At 56.5% G+C, this 20,967-nt stretch carries 18 protein-coding genes and 1 pseudogene; 9 read left to right on the plus strand and 10 right to left on the minus strand.

What is annotated here, in order from left to right; translation table 11 throughout:
• The first annotated feature begins 22 nt into the window (after nucleotides 1–22).
• From FDK21_RS01675 to FDK21_RS01705, 7 genes are read left to right on the plus strand one after another with little or no spacing between them, the layout of a single operon-like run.
• Complete coding sequence (locus FDK21_RS01675) at nucleotides 23–550, plus strand: TRAP transporter small permease subunit (RefSeq protein WP_138147281.1); 528 nt, start codon at nucleotides 23–25, stop codon at nucleotides 548–550.
• Entirely contained in the window at nucleotides 547–1,821 is a 1,275-nt protein-coding gene (locus FDK21_RS01680) for a TRAP transporter large permease (RefSeq protein WP_138147282.1), read from the plus strand. The genes FDK21_RS01675 and FDK21_RS01680 overlap by 4 nt, the downstream gene beginning before the upstream one ends.
• Entirely contained in the window at nucleotides 1,794–2,753 is a 960-nt protein-coding gene (locus FDK21_RS01685) for a hydroxymethylglutaryl-CoA lyase (RefSeq protein ID WP_138147283.1), read from the plus strand. The genes FDK21_RS01680 and FDK21_RS01685 overlap by 28 nt, the downstream gene beginning before the upstream one ends.
• Nucleotides 2,750–3,586: a TIM barrel protein gene (locus FDK21_RS01690; protein ID WP_138147284.1), complete on the plus strand. Its 837-nt coding sequence runs from the start codon at nucleotides 2,750–2,752 to the stop codon at nucleotides 3,584–3,586. Before FDK21_RS01685 ends, FDK21_RS01690 begins: the two co-directional genes overlap by 4 nt.
• A gap of 29 nt (nucleotides 3,587–3,615) precedes the next feature.
• On the plus strand, nucleotides 3,616–5,022 hold the full coding sequence (locus FDK21_RS01695) for an aldehyde dehydrogenase family protein (protein ID WP_138147285.1): 1,407 nt from the start codon (nucleotides 3,616–3,618) through the stop codon (nucleotides 5,020–5,022).
• Nucleotides 5,022–6,809, plus strand: coding sequence for a thiamine pyrophosphate-binding protein (locus FDK21_RS01700; RefSeq protein WP_138147286.1), 1,788 nt, complete (start codon nucleotides 5,022–5,024; stop codon nucleotides 6,807–6,809). The genes FDK21_RS01695 and FDK21_RS01700 overlap by 1 nt, the downstream gene beginning before the upstream one ends.
• 60 nt (nucleotides 6,810–6,869) lie before the next feature.
• Nucleotides 6,870–8,741 carry a sugar phosphate isomerase/epimerase and 4-hydroxyphenylpyruvate domain-containing protein gene (locus tag FDK21_RS01705; RefSeq protein ID WP_114009485.1) on the plus strand — a complete coding sequence of 624 codons (1,872 nt, stop codon included), beginning with the start codon at nucleotides 6,870–6,872 and terminating at the stop codon, nucleotides 8,739–8,741.
• Between the two features lie 250 nt (nucleotides 8,742–8,991).
• Here the strand turns inward: FDK21_RS01705 and FDK21_RS01710 are convergent, their stop codons facing one another.
• Nucleotides 8,992–9,939 carry an FMN-binding glutamate synthase family protein gene (locus tag FDK21_RS01710; RefSeq protein WP_246657470.1) on the minus strand — a complete coding sequence of 316 codons (948 nt, stop codon included), beginning with the start codon at nucleotides 9,937–9,939 and terminating at the stop codon, nucleotides 8,992–8,994.
• Between the two features lie 49 nt (nucleotides 9,940–9,988).
• Here FDK21_RS01710 and FDK21_RS01715 point away from each other — a divergent pair.
• A pseudogene (locus FDK21_RS01715) lies at nucleotides 9,989–11,189 on the plus strand (IS3 family transposase).
• A 594-nt stretch (nucleotides 11,190–11,783) separates the two neighbouring features.
• Here FDK21_RS01715 and FDK21_RS01720 read toward each other — a convergent pair.
• The 9 genes from FDK21_RS01720 to FDK21_RS01760 all read right to left on the minus strand — a co-directional run bounded on the left by FDK21_RS01720 (nucleotide 11,784) and on the right by FDK21_RS01760 (nucleotide 20,716).
• On the minus strand, nucleotides 11,784–12,230 hold the full coding sequence (locus tag FDK21_RS01720) for an EF-hand domain-containing protein (RefSeq protein ID WP_171021905.1): 447 nt from the start codon (nucleotides 12,228–12,230) through the stop codon (nucleotides 11,784–11,786).
• A 103-nt stretch (nucleotides 12,231–12,333) separates the two neighbouring features.
• Nucleotides 12,334–13,665, minus strand: a complete 1,332-nt coding sequence (locus FDK21_RS01725; protein ID WP_138147287.1) for a sensor histidine kinase — start codon at nucleotides 13,663–13,665, stop codon at nucleotides 12,334–12,336.
• Nucleotides 13,662–14,330: a response regulator transcription factor gene (locus FDK21_RS01730; RefSeq protein WP_138147288.1), complete on the minus strand. Its 669-nt coding sequence runs from the start codon at nucleotides 14,328–14,330 to the stop codon at nucleotides 13,662–13,664. The genes FDK21_RS01725 and FDK21_RS01730 overlap by 4 nt, the downstream gene beginning before the upstream one ends.
• Before the next feature lie 180 nt (nucleotides 14,331–14,510).
• On the minus strand, nucleotides 14,511–15,572 hold the full coding sequence (gene ugpC, locus FDK21_RS01735) for a sn-glycerol-3-phosphate ABC transporter ATP-binding protein UgpC (RefSeq protein ID WP_138147289.1): 1,062 nt from the start codon (nucleotides 15,570–15,572) through the stop codon (nucleotides 14,511–14,513).
• A 4-nt stretch (nucleotides 15,573–15,576) separates the two neighbouring features.
• Entirely contained in the window at nucleotides 15,577–16,422 is an 846-nt protein-coding gene (locus FDK21_RS01740) for a carbohydrate ABC transporter permease (RefSeq protein ID WP_138147290.1), read from the minus strand.
• A 1-nt stretch (nucleotide 16,423) separates the two neighbouring features.
• On the minus strand, nucleotides 16,424–17,410 hold the full coding sequence (locus tag FDK21_RS01745; protein ID WP_114009476.1) for a sugar ABC transporter permease: 987 nt from the start codon (nucleotides 17,408–17,410) through the stop codon (nucleotides 16,424–16,426).
• Nucleotides 17,407–18,672, minus strand: a complete 1,266-nt coding sequence (locus FDK21_RS01750) for a sugar ABC transporter substrate-binding protein (protein WP_138147291.1) — start codon at nucleotides 18,670–18,672, stop codon at nucleotides 17,407–17,409. Before FDK21_RS01750 ends, FDK21_RS01745 begins: the two co-directional genes overlap by 4 nt.
• Nucleotides 18,673–18,744: 72 nt before the next feature.
• Nucleotides 18,745–19,923, minus strand: coding sequence for an aminotransferase class I/II-fold pyridoxal phosphate-dependent enzyme (locus tag FDK21_RS01755; RefSeq protein WP_114009474.1), 1,179 nt, complete (start codon nucleotides 19,921–19,923; stop codon nucleotides 18,745–18,747).
• On the minus strand, nucleotides 19,916–20,716 hold the full coding sequence (locus FDK21_RS01760; protein ID WP_210238660.1) for a FadR/GntR family transcriptional regulator: 801 nt from the start codon (nucleotides 20,714–20,716) through the stop codon (nucleotides 19,916–19,918). The genes FDK21_RS01755 and FDK21_RS01760 overlap by 8 nt, the downstream gene beginning before the upstream one ends.
• A gap of 78 nt (nucleotides 20,717–20,794) precedes the next feature.
• Between FDK21_RS01760 and FDK21_RS20540 the strand changes: the two genes are divergently transcribed.
• Nucleotides 20,795–20,953 carry a hypothetical protein gene (locus FDK21_RS20540; protein WP_157967640.1) on the plus strand — a complete coding sequence of 53 codons (159 nt, stop codon included), beginning with the start codon at nucleotides 20,795–20,797 and terminating at the stop codon, nucleotides 20,951–20,953.
• Nucleotides 20,954–20,967 lie beyond the last annotated feature (14 nt).

Below are 20,967 nucleotides of genomic sequence, written 5' to 3' on the forward strand. Positions count from 1 at the left end.
CCAAAGGATCGTGAGACATCGAATGCGTGTAATCAGTCGGTTTACCCAGCGGATTTGGGCTTTTGGCGCAGGCCTTTCCATTGCTCTGGTCTTTGCGATCATTTTGGTCAATTCCGTGCGTCGTTACACCACTGGCCATTCTCTGGCTTGGGGTGAGGAAATGCCGATCTATCTGACCATCTATGGGGTCATGTTCGGCATTGGCTTGGCATATTTGCAGGATCGACATATTCGCTTTTCCATCGTTACGGACATACTGACGGATCAATGGCGGCGCTGGACTTTCGCCGCGATGGATCTGGTTACGCTTGCAACCGGCATTGGCCTCACGCTGTCAGGGATTGCCTTCGCATCCCGGCGACCGCAGATCGAAGCCTCCGGGCTTATCGGTACGGCCAAGGAGCTGGCCCAGAGCCTCGACATGGCCTGGCTCGAATGGCTCGGGCGGGTTGGAACCTGGCAGGCCGCGATTGCCTGCGGCGGCATCATTCTGGCGATTTCCGCTGCCATTCGCTTTATTGAACGCATTCAGGAAAAGGGTGACGCATGACCATTTTCATTCTGACATCCGGCCTGTTGCTGGGGCTGCCCATCGCGTTCGCTATTCTAGTTGCCCTCATTTGGTTCATGACCACAGGCGAAGCACCTTATACCTTGCGCATCGTCGCAACCGAAATGTTCAAGGGGCTCGATTCCTATCCCCTTCTGGCAATCCCGCTCTTTATTCTGGCGGGCGAATTGATGAACGAAAGCGGCATCACCCGCCGCATCATCGCCTTTGCCAATGTACTGGTTGGCGGGTTTCGTGCGGGTCTTGCCCATGTCAATATCTGGGCTTCGGTGATCTTTGCCGGGCTGTCCGGCTCGGCGGTTGCCGACACCTCGGCCATTGGCCGGGTCTTCATTCCCGAAATGGAAAAGCATGGCTATGACCGCGCCTTTGCGGCTGCGCTCACGGCAGCCTCCTCGGTAATTGGCCCGATTATTCCTCCATCCATTCCCGTCATCATTTACGCCCTCATCGTCTCTGGTGTCTCCGTTCCCGCACTGTTTCTGGCTGGTATCGTCCCCGGCTTGCTGCTGGCGGTGTTTCTCTCGATCTATGTCATGCTGACGGTCAAGGCCGACACGGTCTCAGGTGAGAGAAACATCCACGGCACCTCGAACAGGGACGCCATTGTGGGCGGAATCCTTCCACTCTTGATGCCAGTCTTTGTTGTCGGCTCGATTCTGCTCGGCGTTGTCACGCCGACCGAAGCGGCAAGCTTCGCGGTCTGCTATGCATTGGTGCTGGGTCTGTTTGTCTATCGCAAGATTTCCTTCAAACGCCTGCCGCAGATTTTTTCGGGCGCCATGCGCGACAGCGCGGTCATTCTGGTGATCATCGCCGCCGTCGCCGCCGCCAACTGGCTCCTGACCTACAATCGCATTCCCAACATGGTCACCGACTGGGTGCTGGGCAATGTCGACAGCAAGACCACCTTCCTGATCGCGGTCATCCTGCTGTTCCTGTTTGTTGGCCTGTTTCTCGAAGGCATCGCCGCAATGCTGGTTCTGGTGCCGATCCTGCATCCGATCGCCGTGTCGCTTGGGGTCGATCCGGTTCATTTCGGCATTGTCGTCATCTTCAACCTGATGATCGGCCTGATTACTCCACCACTTGGTCTCTGCCTCTTTGTGGCGGAGAGCGTCGCCGGGGTCGGTATGGCCCGATTGATCAAGGCCATCATGCCCTTCTTCGTGGTTGAAGTTCTGGTGCTCATCATCATCACCTTTGTACCGGATGCGGTAACATGGCTTCCTCGAGTGATGGGCTTCTGATGATGGATCTTTCAGGGGACATTCTCATCGAAGACGAATTTCTGCGCGATGGATTGCAGAATGAAAAGCGCCTTCTGAGCGTGGATGAAAAGTTGCATTTCCTTGGCCATCTCGAGGCAGCAGGCGTGCGGCGGATCCAGGTCGGCTCCTTCGTCCACCCCAAATGGGTGCCGCAAATGGCCGACACTGATGCTCTGTTTGATCGGATCGAGCCAAAGAAGGGCGTGGTCTATACCGCCTTGGTGCTCAATGGCTCTGGCCTTGACCGGGCGCTGGCGGTCGGCGTCAAGCATCTGTCCATTTCGGTCTCCGCCTCTGAGACCCATTCGCAGAAAAACACCAATCGCTCGGTCGAGGATGGCATCACCCGCATCCTTCCAGTGATCGAAAAGGCTTTGTCCGAAGGCGTCGCCGTCCGCGCAGGCATCCAGTCGGCCCTTGGCTGCGGCTTTGAAGGTCATATCGACCCGGATCAAGTGTCCCGCATTGCCCTGCGCTTTGCGGCGCTTGGGGTGCAGGAAATCAACATTGCCGACACGGCAGGCTTGTCCAATCCGCAGCAGGTCTTCAACCTATGCCAGCGGTTGCGCGGCGAGATCGGCGACGAGACCGCCCTGTCGCTGCATCTGCATGACACGCGCGGGCTGGGGCTGGCCAATATGGTGGCCGGGCTTCAGGCTGGCGTGCGGATTTTTGATGCGGCCATGGGTGGCCTTGGCGGCTGTCCCTTCGTGCCGATGGCAACGGGCAATGTCGCGACCGAAGATGTCGCCTATGCCTGCGAGGAAATGGGCCTAAAAACCGGCATCAATTGGCAAGCCCTGCGCGGCCCTGTCGCCGAAGCAGAAGCCCTGTTTGAGCGGGCCTTGCCCGGTCGCATGTCTCATATGCCACCGCCCCCTTGGCTGCAATCATCGGAGGATCAGTCATGAGCCATCCCTATGCCCTGTCCTATTTGACGGTGCCCGGCGTAACGCCACCCGAACAGACTTACATCGCCGCTCGCACAGGCTATGATTATGTCAGCTATCGGCTGTTTCATCTGGGTGTGGCGGGCGAGCCGGACATCAACCCGACTGACCCGCAGATCATCCGCGAGACCAAACAGGCGCTGGCGGACACCGATCTGAAATGCTTTGACATCGAGCTGATGCGCATCATGCGCGGCCTTGACCCCAAGGATTTTGTGCCCGCCTTTGAAGCCGGGGCTGAGCTGGGGGCAGGGCAAGTCATTTGCTCTGCATGGACCGATGTGCGCAACGACCGCAAATTCATCGTCGAGACCTTTGCCGAGATCTGCGATCTCGCCGCTCCCTTTGGCCTGACGGTCAATCTGGAATTCCCGGCCTTTTCTCGGCTGACAACGCTCGAAGAGGTAATGGAAGTTCTCGAACGGACCGGTCGGCGCAATCAGGGCATGCTGGTCGACACCCTCTATATGCATTTCAACAAGGCCCCCCTTCTGGCACTCGAAAAGGTGCCGCCAGAATGGATCAATTTCCTCCATATCTGTGACGCCGAGGATCTGGCCTTCACCCGCGAAGCGATGATCGAAACAGCCCGCGATGCCCGTCTTTATCCTGGCGAAGGGGCGATCGATTTCTGGGCCGTCAATTATCTTTTCCCCGATCTGCCCCTTTCCATCGAGCTGCCCCATGCCAAACGGATTGCCGAATTTGGCCCCGAGCAGCATGCCCGAAACTGCCTTGAAGCAGCCCGTTCTGTCTTTGATGCCGACCCGGCATCGTTCAAACAAATGGCCTGAGGCCGCAGCGATAATCAGGAGTATCCGATATGGCTCGTGACATTTCACCAGAAGAAATCGAAACCATCGACGCAATGATCATCCGTGCGCGTGCTGCCATGGACGCCATCGCCGACTGGGATCAAGAACAAGTAGACCGGTTGGCACAATCCATTGGTTGGCATTGCGGCAACGAAAAAACCTTTGTCCGCATCGCCCAGATGGGCGTTGATGAAAGCGGCATTGGCGACCGCGCTGGACGCGCAGGCAAGCGCTTCAAGGTGCTCGGTGTTCTGCGTGATGCCTTGCGTGGCAAATCCGTTGGTGTGATCGAGGAAGACGCAGAAAAAGGCCTGACCAAGATCGCCAAACCGGCAGGCGTCATCGCCTCTCTCATCCCCACCACCAACCCGGAATTGACCCCGCCGGTCACCGGCCTTTATGCGGCCAAATGCAAGGATGCGGTAATCTTCTCGCCCCATCCCCGCGCCAAGGCGACAACCAATGAAATGGTCAATGTCATGCGCCATGCCTGCAAACTGGTTGGTGCACCCGAAGACCTGTTCCAATGTGTCACCCAGCCATCCATCCCGGGCACCAATTACCTGATGAGCCAGGCCGATCTGACGCTCGCCACCGGCGGCAAACCGATGGTTCATGCGGCCTACAGCTCAGGCAAACCGGCCTATGGCGTCGGCGCAGGCAACTCCACCATGGTGATTGACGAGACCGCCGACATTGCTGAGGCGGCCGCCAATTCGCGCATGTCGAAAATGTCCGACTTCGGGTCCGGCTGTTCGGCCGATGGCAACCTGATCATTGTCGATGCGGTTTATGAGCAAATGAAAGCAGCGCTGATCAGCGAAGGCGGCTATCTCTGCTCGCCAGAGGAAAAGCAGCTGCTTGCCAAGGCGCTCTGGAAGGAAGACGGTTCCCGTCGCGTCGAAACCGTCGCGGTCTCTGCCAAAACCATTGCTGACTTTGCGGGCTTTGATCTGCCGGACGATCGCAAATTCCTGATGGTCGAACAGGAAGAAATCGGCAAGGATCATCCCTTCAGCCGTGAAAAGCTGTCCGTCACCATGGCGCTCTATCGGGCCAAGGATTTTGACGACACCCTGCGTCTGGTCCGCGAAATTTATGACGTTGGTGGCAAAGGCCATTCCTGCGGCATCTATTCCTTTGATGAAGACCGCATTCTGCGCCACGCCGCCAATGCGCCGGTCTCCCGCGTCATGGTGCGCCAGCCGCAATCAAAAGCCAATGCAGGCTCCTTCTCCAACGGCATGCCGATGACCTCGTCGCTCGGTTGTGGCATCTGGGGCGGCAACATCACCAACGAGAATGTCTCGCTGAAGCACTATATGAATGTCACTTGGGTCGCCCGTCCAATCCCCGAAGACCGCCCTAGCGACGCTGAATTGTTTGGTGAATTTTACAATACAGAGGTGCTCTGATGGAAAAGGATCAAACGACTCTGATCGAGAATGCACCCCAGTTGGTGGATTATCTCGAATATCGCGGCATTGAACATATTTTCGGCCTTTGCGGCCACACCAACATCGCGGTCCTGTCCGCTTTGGCCGACTCGAGCATCAAATTCGTCAATGTTCGCCATGAGCAGGTTTCCGCTCATGCCGCAGACGGCTATGCCCGTGTCACAGGCCGTGCGTCGGTGGTGCTGAGCCATCTCTCCCCCGGCCTGACCAATGCGGCGACCGGGGTGGCCAATGCGGCGCTCGACTGCATCCCGATGGTGGTGATTGCCGGCGATATTCCGTCTTATTATTACGGCAAGCATCCCCATCAGGAGGTCAATCTTCATGCGGATGCGGCGCAATATGAAATCTACCGTCCCTTCGTCAAGCGGGCGTGGCGCGTCGATACTCCGGAATTGTTGCCTGAAAATCTCGAAAAGGCTTTCCTTTTGGCCGAAAGCGGCCAGCCCGGTCCGGTTCTGGTCAATGTGCCGATGGATTTCTTCTCCACCAAGGTCGACCCGGCCTGTTGGGAGCGGGTCAAGACAGGCTCCAAACTCTTGGCCAAGCCAACCATTGATGAGGCGACAGCGCGTCAGATCGTAAAGACCTTGGCAGACGCCAAACAACCGATCATCCATGTCGGCGGCGGCATCGCGCTGGCCAAAGCCTATGACGAGCTGCGCGCCTTTGTCGATCACATGCAGATCCCGGTTTCCTTCTCCTTGATGGGCAAGGGCGTACTGCCCGATGATCACCCAATGGTGCTGGGCATGACCGGCTTCTGGGGGATGCAATTCACCAACCAGCAGACCTTGGCCGCCGACTGGATTCTGGCGCTCGGCACCCGCTTCAAGGAAGCTGATTGCTCCAGCTGGTATCCGGACTACACCTTCAATATCGGCAAAGACGCGACCAGCTTGATGCAGATTGACATCGAGCCGCAGGAAATTGGCCGCAACTATCCGGTCGAGATTGGGGCGGTGGCTGACCTGAAGGCGGCGCTCACCGTGCTCAACCGCGTGGCCCGCGAGATGTTGCCCGACGGACGTCCATCCGATGGCCGGGCCTCGCAGATCGCCACTGAGCGCCAGAACTTCAGCGCTCAAAATGTCGAGATGCAGCAGTCCGATGCCTTCCCGATGATGCCGGAACGGATTTTGGCCGATCTGCGGGCCGTCATGCCGCGCGATGCCATCCTCACCTCCGATGTGGGCTGGAACAAGAATGGCGTTGCCCAGCAGTTTGACATTTTCACACCGGGCTCGATCCTCATTCCCGGCGGCTTTGCCACCATGGGCTTTGGCCCGCCAGCTGCCATCGGGGCCAAGATCGCAGCGCCTGATCGGGTGGTGATCAGCCTCGTCGGCGATGGAGGCTTTGGCCAGAATCCGGCGATGCTCGCCACCGCCAACGCCGAGAATGTGCCGGTCATCTGGATCATCATGAATAACAATGCCTATGGCACTATCGCTGGTCTGCAAAAGTCGAACTATGGCCTGACCCATGGCACGGTCTTCCCCGCAGCTGACAACCCGCAAGAACAAACGCCAGACTATGCGGCGATTGCCAGAGCCTATGGCTGTGATGGCGTACGGGTCACTTCGGCTGGCGCCTTCCGTCCGGCGCTTGAAGCGGCGATTGCCAGCGGCAAGCCGACGGTGATTGATGTGGCGATGATCAACAACCCGACTCCGACTTCGGGCCATTGGAACATTCTCGACATCTATTCCCCTGATGGAAGCGGTGGCCACGCCAGCACCTAACAAGATCCGGATGCGGCCCCTTTTCGATATTCTGTCCCGGTGTTCAGCAAGGAATGAAAAATGAAGACTTCGATTTCCACTTTGTCCGTTGCCGATGCGTTGGAAGACAAGCTTGCTGCCTTTGCTGCGGCTGGCTTTGACAGCATTGAAATCACGGAACAGGATTTCGCGGTGCAGGGCCGCACCCCAACCGAAATCGGTCAGATGGTCCGCGATCAGGGTTTGAGCATCCGGCTGTTCAAACCGGCGCTCGATTTTGAAGGCCTGCCCGAGGCATCACGCCGTCGGGCCTTTGACCGCATTGAACGCCGCTTCAACGCCATGGCGGAACTGGGCACTGATCTTTTGTTGATCTGTTCAGCCACCTCACCGGACTGCCTGGGCGGCGTAGACCGGATGGCCAATGATTTTACCGAACTTGGTGAACTGGCGCAAAAATACGGCATGCGAGTAGGCTATGAAGCGCTCGCATGGGGGCGCCATATCTCCGATTATCGCGATGCCTGGGAAGTCGTCCGTCGAGCCAATCATCCGGCGATCGGACTCGTGCTGGACAGCTATCACACATTGGCCAGAGGCCTCTCGTCTGAAAGCATCCGTGCCATTCCAGCGGACAAACTGTTTCATGTCCAGTTGGCCGATGCACCTGCTGTCAGCATGGATCTTCAATACAAGTCTCGCAACTTCCGCTCCTTGCCGGGAGAAGGGGATTTTCCCATTCTCGATTTCGTCAAGGCGGTCGCGGCCACCGGCTACTCGGATGGCTACGGTCTTGACTTGGTTGAGAACAAGAGCCGCGCTTCGACCCGACAATTGGCACTCGATGGCTATCGCGCGCTGATTGTCATTGCCGATGCGGCCCGAAAATCCGAACCAAGCTGTCATGTCGATCTGCCTCCCATGCCACAGAAGGCCAAGATTGAAGGCGTCGAGTTCATCGAGTTTGCGGCTGGTGATAAAGACGCCCCTTCGATGGAGGCCATGCTGTCACAATTGGGCTTCAAACCGACTGCCAAGCATATCGCCCGGAAAGTGACGCTTTGGCAGCAAAATGGCATTAATATCGTCATCAACTCCGAAACGAAGGGCTATGCCCATTCCGCCTATGTGATGCATGGCACGAGCGTCTGCGATATTGGCCTGATGGTCGGCGATGCCGAAGCCGCGACCGTGCGTTCGGAACTACTCGGGGCCAAACGGTTCATGCAGAAGCGTCATTCTGGAGAGCTCGACATTCCCGCGATGCGCGGTGTTGGTGGTTCTGTATTGCATTTCCTCGATCGACAGACCGAACTGGGCGAGGTTTGGGAGAAAGAATTTGTTCCGGTGACCGATGAAAGCAATGTTCAGCCCACCGGTCTGTTGCGCATCGATCATTTGGCGCAGGTGATGAAACAGGAAGAGCTCAACAGCTGGACCCAGTTTTACACTTCGATCTTCAATATCAACAAGGCGCCCGATGTGGGGGTGGCAGATGCGGGGGGGCTTGTGCAGTCCCGCTCCCTGCAAAATGCAGATGGCAGTTTCCGCCTGACGATGAATGGCGTCGACACCCACCGCACCTTTGCCGGACGGTTCCTGTCAGACAGCTATGGTGCATCAATGCAGCATTTTGCCTTCCTGAGTGGCAATATCATCGACACCGCTCGAAAACTGGCAGCCAATGGCTTTGAAAGCCTGGAAATCCCGGAAACCTATTATGACGAGTTGGCGACCGAATTCGAGCTGGGGCCAGAAGTGATTGAAACCTTGCGCGCGCGCAACATTTTCTATGATCAGGATGACAATGGCGGCTCTTTCCTGCAGCTTTATTCCCGACCCCATGGGGATGGTTTCTTCTTCGAGGTGGTCGAACGACGCGGCGGCTATAACGGCTATGGTGCCCGCAACGCCCCCTATCGCACAGCAGCCCTAAAACGGTTGGCGCGATGATGACCTGCGCCCATGGAAGAAGCTGACTGACGCGGAGCATCATCATATGAAACCGCTCTTCTTGGTCCAAGAAGAGCATTTGCGGCCCTTTGGAGACCTTCAGCACGGACGACTTTCAAGAAGCCTGCTTTTCCATTCCTCGCATTCGATTGAGACACAACATTTCATCAACCCATCGAGAGGTGAGGGACTAAAGCTGCTGATGCACTAAAAAAATTGAGATCAACAGCGTCCCTCAGTTCCGGGCCCTTCAATCCATCAAACTTCGTTCCAAGTTTTTGGGGGCCTCTGGCAGACCGGCCTCAAGCATCCACGCAATCTGCTCAAGTGATTTTGAAGCGCCATTCGGCTGGACCATCCGGACATGAGCCGGCCCAAGAGCCCTTGCATGCGAAACGCCACACGAATGCGCGATGACGCCGACACCTTTGTGGATCTTCTCGACGTAATTTATAACGCGAACCGATTTGTCTGCAGGATCCAGTCCTCGCTGAAGGCGTGGATTGTGAGTAGTGATGCCCGTCGGACAGGTGTTCCTGTTGCATTTGAGCGCTTGGATACAGCCCAACGCAAATATGAAACCGCGAGCTGAGTTGACAACATCGGCCCCAGCGCAATAGGCCCAGGCAACCTCCGCTGGCGTAACCAATTTGCCTGATGCGGCAACCTTGATCCGGTTGCGCAATCCGGATCGGTGTAAAGCTGCGATCAGCATTGGCAGCGATTCCTTGATCGGCAATCCCATATTGTCCATCAACGGCATTGGAGCTGCTCCAGTGCCGCCGTCGCCGCTATCGACAGTGATAAAGTCGGGAGCGGACCGTTCACCTCGATCAGCAATTATCGAGAATAACTCATCGAGCCAAGCGGTGTCACCGATGACTGTCTTGAAGCCGGTTGGCAAGCCCGTTGTCTCGCGCACGTAATCGATCATGTCGAGCAGCTCCCTAAGGCTGTTGATGTCGGTGTGCCGGTTGGATGAGAGAGAATCCTGTCCTTCTGCAATTTCACGAACTTTTGCGTTTTCGGCAGTGGCCTTGCCGCCAGGCAGAATGCCGCCTTTTCCGGGCTTGGCCCCTTGGCTGAGCTTGATTTCAATCATTCGCACTTGTGGGTGCGACGCAATTTCACGCAGTTTCTCATCAGACAGGTTTCCGTCCGAATCACGCACGCCATACTTCGTGACCTGCGCCCCCAAAACTCCTCCAGAATTTGGTAGAGTCCGTCCTACTTAACGGAGACGGATAATGAAGCGCACGCGATTTTCAGAAGAACAGATCATCGGAATGATCAAGGAACAGGAATCCGGGGTTCCAACCGCAGAGGTTTGTCGCAAGCACGGGATCAGCTCAGCATCCTTTTACAAATACAAGGCCAAATATGGTGGCATGGATATATCTGATGCTCGCAAGCTGAAGGCACTCGAAGAAGAGAATGCCAAGCTCAAAAAGCTTTTGGCCGAGCAGATGCTGGACAATGCGGTCCTGAAGGATATCGCTTCAAAAAAATGGTGACGCCTGTCGGCAAGCGAGATGCTGTGGCTCATGCCTGTAAAGAGCATGGTGTGAGCCAGCGACGGGCGTGTGCCATTCTTGAAGTTGATCGGTCCAGTGTGCGTTACAATAGCATTCGGGATGATGACGCAGATCTTCGAGAAGCAATCAAGGCGGTGGCGGCTAAACGCCGCCGCTTTGGGTATAGAAGGATTGCGCTCATGCTGTCCAAGCAAGGCATCCATATGAACCACAAGAAGCTCAGGCGACTTTATCGTGAAGAGAAGCTGCAGGCAAGCGAAGCGCCCCTCTCGGCGGCGCTTCGCTTGCCTGCCGGGCAATGGGTGGTCGCAAACGCGCTCTGGGCACCAGAAAGCCTATTGTCGTGCCCAACCAGACAAATGAGCGGTGGTCGCTGGACTTTGTCTCCGATGCTTTCACTGACGGGCGCAGGTTCCGAGTGCTGGCAGTCATCGATGACTTCTCCCGAGAATGTCTGGCACTGGTTGTCGACACATCCCTTTCTGGCTATCGGGTGGTCCGAGAACTTGATGAACTGATCAGGCAAAGAGGCAAGCCCAGAACCATCGTCAGCGACAACGGAACGGAATTTACCTCGATGGCTATTCTGAAGTGGTGTCAGGAGACAAATATCGACTGGCACTATATCGCATCAGGCAAACCCCACTCTCAGTGATTGCCAGCAATCACTTGTCGTGCAGCGATGCAGAATGGCCTTGTTGAAAGCTTCAATGGCAGTTTCAGGGACGAGTGCCTCAACGAAACCCTGTTTTCCTCATTGGCGCAGGCCCGGCACGAGATCAAGGCATGGAAGGACGATTACAACACCGAGAGGCCTCATTCTTCTTTGGGTAACCTCACACCAAACGAATATGCGGCTCTATCAGCCTTAAAACTGGTAGATACTTGGGGCGCAGGTCACTGGCTGAGCTGACCAATTTCGGCGTCACGCGGCAATTGTGCTGAGCGCCGGATCTTTGGGGACGTGATATAACTTCTGACAGACCGTTGGCTTTGCAGCCTGCGAACGGGAAAGCTGTGCCTTGACCATGGCCTTGCCACCACTGCCCGACCCTTATGACCAAACTGGACGCTTAACCCAGATAAATGCCGAGACGGCATGGGGATCAACTTGTGAATTGTTGTCGAAGTGGCCAGAAAACCCCGTTGGTCGCTTCGATGCTTTGCTGAAATGGGCATTCAGCGCTTCATAAAGGGCATCGTCATTGATGATGCCACCGCGAGACGAGCAGACCAGTATCGCATTGGGCTTGATCTTCTCGAAAGGCCGATTTGCCACCTGCAACCACAGGTCTGTTTGAGGCTGCGGACCGGCTGCTCGATCTTGATCACTCCTCTATCCTGCTTGCTGGCCATCGTTATTGTATAGGTTCAAGCTGTTTCTTGCGCTTGATGGTTGCAGTACTATTGAGGGCACCATTTGGTGCCAGCTTAGCAAGTGTGGATGCCATTGCAAACAAAAATGGGCAGGAAGTACCTGCCCACTTTCAAAGCTTGCAACAAGGCTTCATTGCGCCCATCTCCGGCCCATGCCGCGACCACGCCCGTTTCGATTGCCCCAACCACGGTTTCCCCAACCTCGGTTACCCCAGTTGCGGTTGCCCATATTGCGGGCCATACCCATTCTCTGAGCGCCGGGACGGCTTGGGAGCAATGCGGTCTGGCGGGTGTTGAACTCGCTGGACGAAATCGAACCGTTTCCGTCCGTATCAAACGAGGCAAAGGATGGCGAGGTGGCCTGATTCCTCATGAAACGCCCTTCGGCGGCGCGCGCAGCCTGTCGTTTGGAACGGATCGACGTGAATTCCTTGCTTGAAATTGAGCCGTCATTGTTCATGTCCCAAGTGGCGAAAGGCAACATTCCGCGTTGTGTCATATCGACAGCAAGCGCTGCCCCACTCGTCAAGCCAAGGGCAATGGCAGCAATCGTGATGGTTTTTGCTAGCATTTTCATGGCACATCTCCTTTTGAGTGATATCGCCATGCCTCATGTGGCAGACGACTTTATATCCCCAAGTCTAGAGCAGCATGCTGAAATGAAGCTGAAAACAATAAGGTCATTTGGCGGCGATCAGCGGCAAGGTCATGTCGACCCTGAGGCCTCCCAGTTCCTCTGACAGGTCAAAGCGCATGGTGCCGCCATAAAGGCTGACAATATCCTTGGCGATGGAAAGGCCAAGACCGGTTCCCCCGACGCTTTCATCCAATCGGACGCCGCGCATGATCAACTGATCCAGCTTTTCTTTTGGCAGTCCGGCGCCATCATCTTCAATGGTTATGCGATAGGTCTCATCAAGGGACATGCGGCAGACCACTTTGCCGTTGGCCCATTTGCAGGCATTGTCCAGAATGTTGCCAATGAGCTCGAGCAAATCCTCCCGGTCACCAAACAAGGGCATGGCACTGGCGCCGATGGCGATGATTTCGAGCTGTTTGTCTCGGTGGGTTTGTTGCATCACTCCGATGAGGTCTGGAAGGTCGCGGCCGGCATCAAACTGTTGGCCGCTGATGCCTCGGCCTGCCATACGGGCTCGCTTCAGTTCCCGCTCGATCAAAAAGTGCAGGCGCTCGGTCTGATCACGGGCTTCCTTCAGGCCCTTGCCATTCAACTGATCGCTTTCATGCAGCTGCTGGATGAGCAGATTGAGAGGACCTTTGAGTGCATGGGTCAAGTTACCCAGTGAGTTGCGCGAACGCTCCAGCCTTGTTGTCAGCAGTGCCAGCAAGTGATTGAAGCTCCTGACGAGCGGCTGGATTTCGGAAGGGACTTCTTCGCGCAGCTTGTCTCTTTTGCCTTGCTCAAGGCTCTTGATGTCCTGCCGGATGGGGTCCAGTTTCCGAAAGGATCTTCGTACCAGCCAGCTTTGCAAGACCAGAAGCGAGGCGAAGCCAAAGGCCAACAGACCGGCAAAGTTGCGCTTGAGCCTGTCGATCTGGGCGAGCATGGGCTCAAGGTCTTCGGCGACAGCCAGTGTGAATCCTTGTCCGTCCTTCTCGAACTGCTTGGCCCAGACCAGAACGGTTTGCCCGTCGGGGGTCTCTATGCGTGTGACGGCTTCATCATTCGGAGCAACCTTTGGAACCTGTGGGGTCTGGTCCCACAGAGAGGGTGAGGTTATGACCCGGCCGTCGGTGAAGGCGAAAACATAATAATGACCTGAATCGACCTTGTTGTAGATGTCGCTGACACCGCGCCAACGCACCCGGGTAAAGGCGGGATCAGGCTCGAGAGCGCCAATCATGCTTTGAGCGTCATGCTTGAGGCGAGACACCACAAAGTCCTCCACCAGCGTCTGAACCGATTGATTGACCACATACCAGGCCGACAGCATCAGCAGAAGCAGAATGGCCGCCAGACCGACTTGCAGTTGCCGCTCCATCGAGTTCATTGGTCACCACCCTCAAAGACATAGCCTTGCCCCCTACGGGTCTGGATCCATTCGTCGCCCAGTTTGTTGCGAAGATGGCGGACATAGACCTCGATGACATTGCTGTCGCGATCAAAGTCGCGATCATAGATATGTTCGGTCAGTGTTGACTTGGAGAGGATCTTGCCTTTGTGCAGCAGGAAGTACCGCAGCAGGCGAAACTCGGTGCCGGTCAGATCGATGGTTCTGCCATCGTCCATGAGGACGCATTGCCGCTCTTCATCGAGCGACAAGCCCTTCGTGTGCAGCTCGCTATTCTGGGTGTTGTTGCTGCGCCGGATAAGGGCTTTGACCCGCTCGAGCAGTTCCTCGAAGTGAAAGGGTTTGCCAACATAATCGTCTGCCCCGAAGCGAAATCCCTCGACACGCTCATGCCAGGCATCGCGAGCCGTCAGAAGAATGACCGGCAGCGTCAATCCGCTTTCACGCCAATTGTGCAAGATGTCGAGGCCGGGTCTGCCGGGCAATCCCAGATCGAGGATGACCAGATCATAGGCTTCTGTCTCTCCGAGATATTGGCCGTCAATGCCGTTGTCAGCATGGTCGACGACATAGCCGTTTGCTTCGAAGTCCTTTTTCAGCCGCGTTACCAGCCCCTGATCATCTTCTACCAGCAATAGTCTCATGACTGTCTGTTTCTGCGTTGGGGGAACGATTGTGTCATATCATAACGCAAATGCTGGTTCGAATGACATGCCAGATGTCGGCTTATTGTCGCAACGGGCGAGACAAGAGGATAAAGGAATGCCGTGGCTGCTGTTCGCAGCCACGGCATGGCTTTTTGGGGTGGTGGGGAAAGGGGATGCTTACGCCTCGCGCAAAAACAAAGCTTCGCCGTCAGCATTGAAATAGTGGGCCTTGGTGAGGTCCAGCTGCACCTTGACCTGTTGCCCCGCTGCAAGCGAAACGTCGCCGCGCTGGCGCACCAGCATTTGTCCAATGCCGTCTGCTTCAATATAGACGTTGGTGTCCGAGCCGAGCCGCTCAGCGATGATGACTTGTCCGGTAAGCTGGTGCTCTCCGTTCTCGATGATCATAGTGTGTTCAGGTCGGATGCCGAAATGGGCGACCTTTGCGCTGGCGCTTTGCTTGCTTTTTGGCAGCAGGGTTGCTTTCAGCGCATCGGGCATGGTGTCGGTGCCAACAATGTTCATGTTGGGCGAGCCGATGAACTGGGCGACAAACAGGTTGTGTGGCTGATCATAAAGCTCCATCGGCGTGCCAACCTGCTGGATATGACCTGCATTCATCACCACGATGCGGTCCGCCAGTGTCAGGGCCTCGACCTGATCGTGGGTCACATAGATCATGGTCGCATCCAGACGCTTGTGCAGTTTGGCGATTTCCAGTCGCATTTCAACGCGCAGGGCCGCATCAAGGTTGGACAAGGGCTCGTCAAACAGAAAGGCCTTGGGATCGCGGACGATGGCGCGGCCCATGGCAACGCGCTGACGCTGGCCGCCAGACAGGGCTTTGGGTGTTCGGCCAAGGAGCTTGCCAAGGCCAAGGATGCCCGCTGCCTCACCGACGCGTTCTGCCCGCAAGGTCTTGTCTTCCTTTCGGATCTCCATACTGAAGCCCATATTGCGTTCGACATCCATATGCGGATAGAGGGCATAGGACTGGAACACCATGGCAATGTCTCGTTCGCGCGGGCGCAGCTCATTGACCAGCGTGTCTCCGATAAGGATGTCGCCTCCAGTGACGGTTTCAAGCCCGGCAATCATCCGCAGAAGGGTGGATTTGCCACAGCCTGACGGGCCGACAAGAACGATGAATTCGCCCTCGTCAATGTCGAGATTGATGTCATCAAGCACCGAGACAGGGCCATAGGATTTTGAGATATTCTGAAGCTGGATACGTGCCATGTCTCTAGCCTTTCACGGCGCCTGAGGTCAGGCCCTGAACCAAATAGCGTTGAATGAAGAAGAAGAAGAGGCAGCTCGGGATCAGTGCCAAGACGCCTGCGGCCATCATCTGCCCCCAGTCGACGGAGAATTTCGACACGAAGGTCATCAGCCCCACCGGGAAGGTCATGGTGTCGTTGGAATTGATCAGCATCAGCGCAAAGAGCAGCTCGCTCCAGGCGGCAGTGAAGACAAAACCCAAGGTGGCCGCCATGCCGGGCAGGGTCAGCGGGAAGATGACCAGACGCAGAGCCTGAAAGCGGGTTGCCCCGTCGGTCATGGCCGCTTCTTCCAGATCCTGCGGGATGCCATCAAAGAAGGACTGCATCAGGAAGGTGGCAAAGGGGATGTTGAAGGCGGTATAGGCGATGATCAGCCCAGAAAGGGTGTTGAGCAGGCCAACGGTGGCAAAAATCTTGTAAATTGGCGAGATGATCATCAATAGCGGGAACATCTGTGTCAGCAGCATCAACAGGATGATCAGATTCTTGCCGCGAAAGACAAAGCGCGAGAAGGCATAACCCGCCGCGCTGGCGACCAAAGTGGTGACGAAGGCAGTGCTCAGCGACACGGTGATGCTGTTGCGGAAATAGATCAGGAAGTCGGTCTGGGTGACGACTGAGCGGAAATTGTCGAAGGTCACCCAGCTCGGCCACAGGGCCGTGCCTTCGGTATAGATCAACTTGTCCGGGGTCAGGCCGATTTTCAAAAGCCAGTAGAGCGGGAATAGGGCAAACAGCAAATAGAGCAGGATGGCCAGATATTTGCCGCCAACAAGGAGGGGGCGCGTTGCACGGTTACGGGTGGACATGTCACACCTTCACAAGCTTTTGCCGCATGCGCAGCAGGATCATCGCATAGAGCATCATCAGCACCAAAAGCACCACGGCAATGGCCGAGGCATAGCCGAAATCGAGCTTTCGGAAGGCGGTGGTGAAGATGTAGGACGACAGGATCTGGGTGGAGTTGGCAGGTCCCCCGCTGGTCATCACATAGATGAGGTCGGCGAAATTGGCGATCCAGATCGTGCGCAGCATCACGGTGATGGCGATCATCGGTGCAAGGAAGGGCAGGGTGATCTTGGTGAAGCGCTGCCATGGGGTCGCGCCATCAATCTCGGCCGCTTCATACATGTCGGACGGGATGGATTGCAGCGCCGCCAGCATGGTGATCGCGAAAAAGGGAATGCCAAACCAGATATTGGCGACGATCGGCCCCCAGAGGGCGAGGTCCTTGTCGCCGAGAATATTGTAGGGCTCGGACAGGATGCCAAGGGCGGCTAGCCAATGGGGAATGGGACCAATGACCGGGTTGAACAACCAGGCCCAGGTCAGTGCCGAGAGCATGGCGGGGACTGCCCATGGCAGAAAGACGAGCGCCTGAACGATCTTCTTGCCGTGGAATTTGGTGTTCAGCAGCATGGCAAGGCCAAGGCCGAGGAAAAACTGGAAGAAGACGCTATAGAGAGTCCAGCGGACGGTGTTTTTCAGCGCCAGCATGAATTTGGAATCATGCAGCAGGGCCTCGTAATTCTCAAAGCCAACCCAGCCGGTGTCAAAGGGCTTCAACAGGGCGATAGACTGGAAGGAATAGGAAATGCCGATGCTGAGCGGTACCAGAATGACCAAGCCTATGAAGATCACCGCCGGGGAGAGATAGAGGTAAGGCTCAAGGAGATAGGACAGGGACAGACCGAAGCGGCTCCCTTGCGCGGCTTTCGCCTCGTGGGCACTCCTGCGCCTGATCTTGGGCTCCCGGGGTGTCCCCGGGAGCTTGTCGTCATGCAAGGGGCGGCTCATTGATTGGCTTTCCACTTGGTATATTCTTCGTTCATATAGTCAGCCCACTGGTCGGCCATTTCCTTGGCGGTGATTTCACCAAGCAGGGCCTGCTGAGCGGTTTCAACGGCGATGGTGTCGGCGAAATAGCCGAAGCCTTCGAGTTGATGGGGCAGAACGAGGGGCACATAGTCAGCGCCATTCAGGGTCTCGAACCAACCGGCAAACTGTTCGGTCTGGAAGTAAGGGTCCTTGTCAGCACCGGTGTGAACCGGGATGACGCCGACTTTGCGGGCCCAGACCTTGTTGTTTTCCGGATCGGACAGATGAGCCACCAACTTCCAGGCGTCGCTCTCATGCTCGGTGGTGTTGAAGATCGACCAGCCAACGAAGCCGATGGTTGGATAGGCTTTGCCATGCGGGCCGGTTGGCATCGGGATGACGGCGAAGTCAGCATTGTCCATGCGTTCCTGAACGGCGATCAACGCATCGGGATCCTGATCAAGGAAGGCGCAGGTGCCGGAATAGAAGCCGGCGACGATCTCGTTGAAGCCCCAGTTGACCGAGTCTTTTGGTGCGAGACCTTCCTGATAGATATCGATCAGCTCCTGATAGCCTTTGATGGCTTCAGGGGTGTTGAGGGTGCTTTTGCCGTCTGCGGTGAAGAAGTCGGCACTGCCATTCATGGCTGCTGCATTCATCAGCCAGCCACTGTGGCCGCCGCGGCTGCCGCGCAGGCAGTAGCCGGATTTGCCATCAAGGGCCGAGACCTTGGCAAGAGCATCATGGAACTCTTCCATGGTTTTCGGTGGCTTGGCGACGCCTGCTTCAGCCAGCAGTTTCTTGTTGTAGAACATGGCGCGCAGATAGAAGCCATAAGGCACGGAATAGGCGGTGCCACCGGCAAGGCGAGCCATGGCCATGGTCTTGTCGGTCAGAGTGGGGCCATGCTCCCAAGCCTTGATGTGATCTTCAAGGCTCGCCAGTTTGCCAGCGCCTGCATACAGCGCCTGCCACTTGTCAGGCATTTCCACCACGTCGGGCACATCGCCTCCGGCGACCATGGTTGCCAGCTTCTCGTAAGCCTGTCCCCATGGCAGGGAGACGATCTCAACGGTGACGCCGGGATTTGCGGCTTCGTAGGCGCTGACCATTTCCTTCAGGGTCTCGGTGCGGGCCGGGCTGGTAATCACTTCCACCAGCTTGAGCTGGGTGTCGGCAAACGCCGTGTTGGCCAGCAGGGCAAGGCTGGCGACGGTCAGCCCGAATACGGTTTTCTTCATCTTGTCCTCCACTTTGTAAAAACGAAAATCAGGGAACTCCTAGATTGTCTGGATTGCTTTGGTCGGTGATGGTCAGCGGTTGCTGCGGCAGGCTGCCAAGCCCTGCTCGAAGTCGGCCCACAGATCGTTGGCGTCTTCCAGGCCGAGGCTGAGGCGAATGATCCGGTCTGAAACCTTGAAGGCTTGGAGGGAGTTGGTTGGATCTTTCTGTTTGAGGCTGATGGCGGTGGGGACCACAAGACTTTCAAAGCCACCCCAACTGACGCCAAGGCGAAACAGTTTGAGACTGTCGACCAGTGTGCGGATGTCGCCCTCTGGAGCAATTTCGACGGATAACAGGCCCGAGCGACCTTCCAGACCGGGCACTGAGCCCGCAGCGGGGGAATGGACCGCGCGGATCATTGGGTGAGCAGTAAGCTTTTCGACAAACAGATTGGCGGTGGCTTGATGGGCCTGCATGCGGATCGGCAGGGTGCGCAGACCACGGGTCAAGAGCCACGCTTCAAACGGCGCCAGTTTGCCGCCGAGCAGCGTCAGGCTCATGGTGCGGATGGCTGCGATATGCTCTGCACTGGCGATCACAACGCCAGCCACCACATCGGAATGGCCAGAAATATATTTCGACGCTGAATGAAGGACGATATCGATACCCAACTCAATCGGGCGCTGGAAGACCGGGGTGGCCCAGCTGTTGTCTATGACTGTGATGGCCCCATGGTTGCGGGCATGGGCGGCAACCTTTGGCAGATCCATCGCCTGCATCATCATGCTGTTGGGGCTTTCAAGATAGGCGAGTTTGGCGCCCGCCATCAGATCGGGATTGTTTTCCATCTCTTCAATGGAATGGTAGCTGGTCTCAACGCCGAATGGCCGCAGCATTTTTTCGAACAGCCGGAAACTGTCCGGATAAACATGTTCGATGCAAACCACCCGGTCGCCGGGCTTGAGGAAGGCGAGAAGCGTCGAAGAAATGGCCGCCATGCCCGAGGAAAAGGCGACCGCGGCTTCGCCATTTTCCGCATCGGCCATGAGCGTTTCAAAGGCAGTGACCGTTTCGTTGGAAACGCGCGTATAGATGGGGTGGTTGCTGTTGCCGGACACCGTGTCTTCAAAGTCCTGAAAACTCTCAAAGCCGAACAGCGAGCTTTGATAGATTGGCGGTGCAATGGTGCCGGTCGCATCCGCATGGGGGCGGTTGAGCCGCGTGGCCAGTGCCAGAGTGTTGGTCTCGTCCTGAAGCGTCTTATTCATTGAGCCTTATGGCGACCTCGTCTTCTACTATGGAGAGGATTTTCCGCAAGATGGCTTCTGACTGATCCGCATCCTGATTGATGACGGCATCTGCCAGATTGCGGTGCAGGGGTATGCTGGAATCAGCCATTTGCGGTTGATCGAAGGGGGCTTCATAGGTCTCTTCAAAAGCCTCATGAAGCTGCAAGATGAGTTGACCGAACAGCGGATTGCCGCTCGCATCATGAATGGCGGCGTGGAAGCGCTTGTCAGCGGCATGCCAGTTTTCGCCCGCTTCGAAAATTGCCATCAGCTCCTCGCATCGGGCATTGATGATGCGTTTGTCCTTGTCAGTGGCATTCTGACAGGCAAGGCGGGTGGCCTCGATCTCGAGCGGCATACGCACCTGATGGGTCCGCATCAATCCGGCGGCCTCCACCTTGACGGTGAGGGGGAAGTTCATCGAACGCTGGGAAATGTCGGCCGACAGGCGCGTGCCTGCGCCCTTGTTGCGCACCACGATGCCCATACGCTGCCAAGCCATAAGGGCTTCGCGGATGGTGGAGCGCCCAACCCCCAGGGACTGCGCCAGTTCTGTTTCTGATGGGAGGCGGTCACCAGCCTGCAAGCCCGACGCTTCGATGATTTCCACCAATGCGTCGAGAATGTCCTGAACCCGGCTCGAGCTGCGGCTTTCACCAGACAAAGTCAGGCGGCGCTTCTTGGCTTCGCGAATGACGGTCTCGCGGGATGCCTGCTCAAGTTGCTTGTCGGTGGCGTCGCTCATCGGGGTGTCAGATCGTTGGTTGCTCATGGGTGCTCCTGATATTGAAACAACTATGTCAGACAATGTAAAGGATTATATCAGACATAATTTGAAAGAATGACGGGAATGGCTGATTTTCTGCGCGACAAATCGGCCGATTCTGTTGATTTTGTCGGACATAGTGGCCAAGAGGTGGCCGCTTGGCAATGTGGAGATCTGCTCAATCAAAGGGCTGTTTTGCAACAAAAAGCCCCCTGCAAGCTTTTGCAGAGGGCTGCTTGTTGATCGGGCATGGGGTG

The sequence above is a fragment of the Cohaesibacter sp. CAU 1516 genome (assembly GCF_005771485.1).
Lineage (GTDB): Bacteria > Pseudomonadota > Alphaproteobacteria > Rhizobiales > Cohaesibacteraceae > Cohaesibacter > Cohaesibacter intestini.

Excerpts from the sequence above, each read along its gene's own strand:
- FDK21_RS01730 (WP_138147288.1), bottom strand. The coding sequence starts at position 14,330 with ATGAGACTATTGCTGGTAGAAGATGATCAGGGGCTGGTAACGCGGCTG.
- ugpC (WP_138147289.1), bottom strand. The coding sequence starts at position 15,572 with ATGGCACGTATCCAGCTTCAGAATATCTCAAAATCCTATGGCCCTGTC.
- FDK21_RS01690 (WP_138147284.1), top strand. The coding sequence starts at position 2,750 with ATGAGCCATCCCTATGCCCTGTCCTATTTGACGGTGCCCGGCGTAACG.
- FDK21_RS01745 (WP_114009476.1), bottom strand. The coding sequence starts at position 17,410 with ATGAGCCGCCCCTTGCATGACGACAAGCTCCCGGGGACACCCCGGGAG.
- FDK21_RS01680 (WP_138147282.1), top strand. The coding sequence starts at position 547 with ATGACCATTTTCATTCTGACATCCGGCCTGTTGCTGGGGCTGCCCATC.
- FDK21_RS20540 (WP_157967640.1), top strand. The coding sequence starts at position 20,795 with ATGGCTGATTTTCTGCGCGACAAATCGGCCGATTCTGTTGATTTTGTC.
- FDK21_RS01700 (WP_138147286.1), top strand. The coding sequence starts at position 5,022 with ATGGAAAAGGATCAAACGACTCTGATCGAGAATGCACCCCAGTTGGTG.
- FDK21_RS01720 (WP_171021905.1), bottom strand. The coding sequence starts at position 12,230 with ATGAAAATGCTAGCAAAAACCATCACGATTGCTGCCATTGCCCTTGGC.
- FDK21_RS01695 (WP_138147285.1), top strand. The coding sequence starts at position 3,616 with ATGGCTCGTGACATTTCACCAGAAGAAATCGAAACCATCGACGCAATG.
- FDK21_RS01740 (WP_138147290.1), bottom strand. The coding sequence starts at position 16,422 with ATGTCCACCCGTAACCGTGCAACGCGCCCCCTCCTTGTTGGCGGCAAA.
- FDK21_RS01750 (WP_138147291.1), bottom strand. The coding sequence starts at position 18,672 with ATGAAGAAAACCGTATTCGGGCTGACCGTCGCCAGCCTTGCCCTGCTG.
- FDK21_RS01675 (WP_138147281.1), top strand. The coding sequence starts at position 23 with ATGCGTGTAATCAGTCGGTTTACCCAGCGGATTTGGGCTTTTGGCGCA.
- FDK21_RS01755 (WP_114009474.1), bottom strand. The coding sequence starts at position 19,923 with ATGAATAAGACGCTTCAGGACGAGACCAACACTCTGGCACTGGCCACG.
- FDK21_RS01760 (WP_210238660.1), bottom strand. The coding sequence starts at position 20,716 with ATGAGCAACCAACGATCTGACACCCCGATGAGCGACGCCACCGACAAG.
- FDK21_RS01685 (WP_138147283.1), top strand. The coding sequence starts at position 1,794 with ATGGCTTCCTCGAGTGATGGGCTTCTGATGATGGATCTTTCAGGGGAC.
- FDK21_RS01705 (WP_114009485.1), top strand. The coding sequence starts at position 6,870 with ATGAAGACTTCGATTTCCACTTTGTCCGTTGCCGATGCGTTGGAAGAC.
- FDK21_RS01725 (WP_138147287.1), bottom strand. The coding sequence starts at position 13,665 with ATGAACTCGATGGAGCGGCAACTGCAAGTCGGTCTGGCGGCCATTCTG.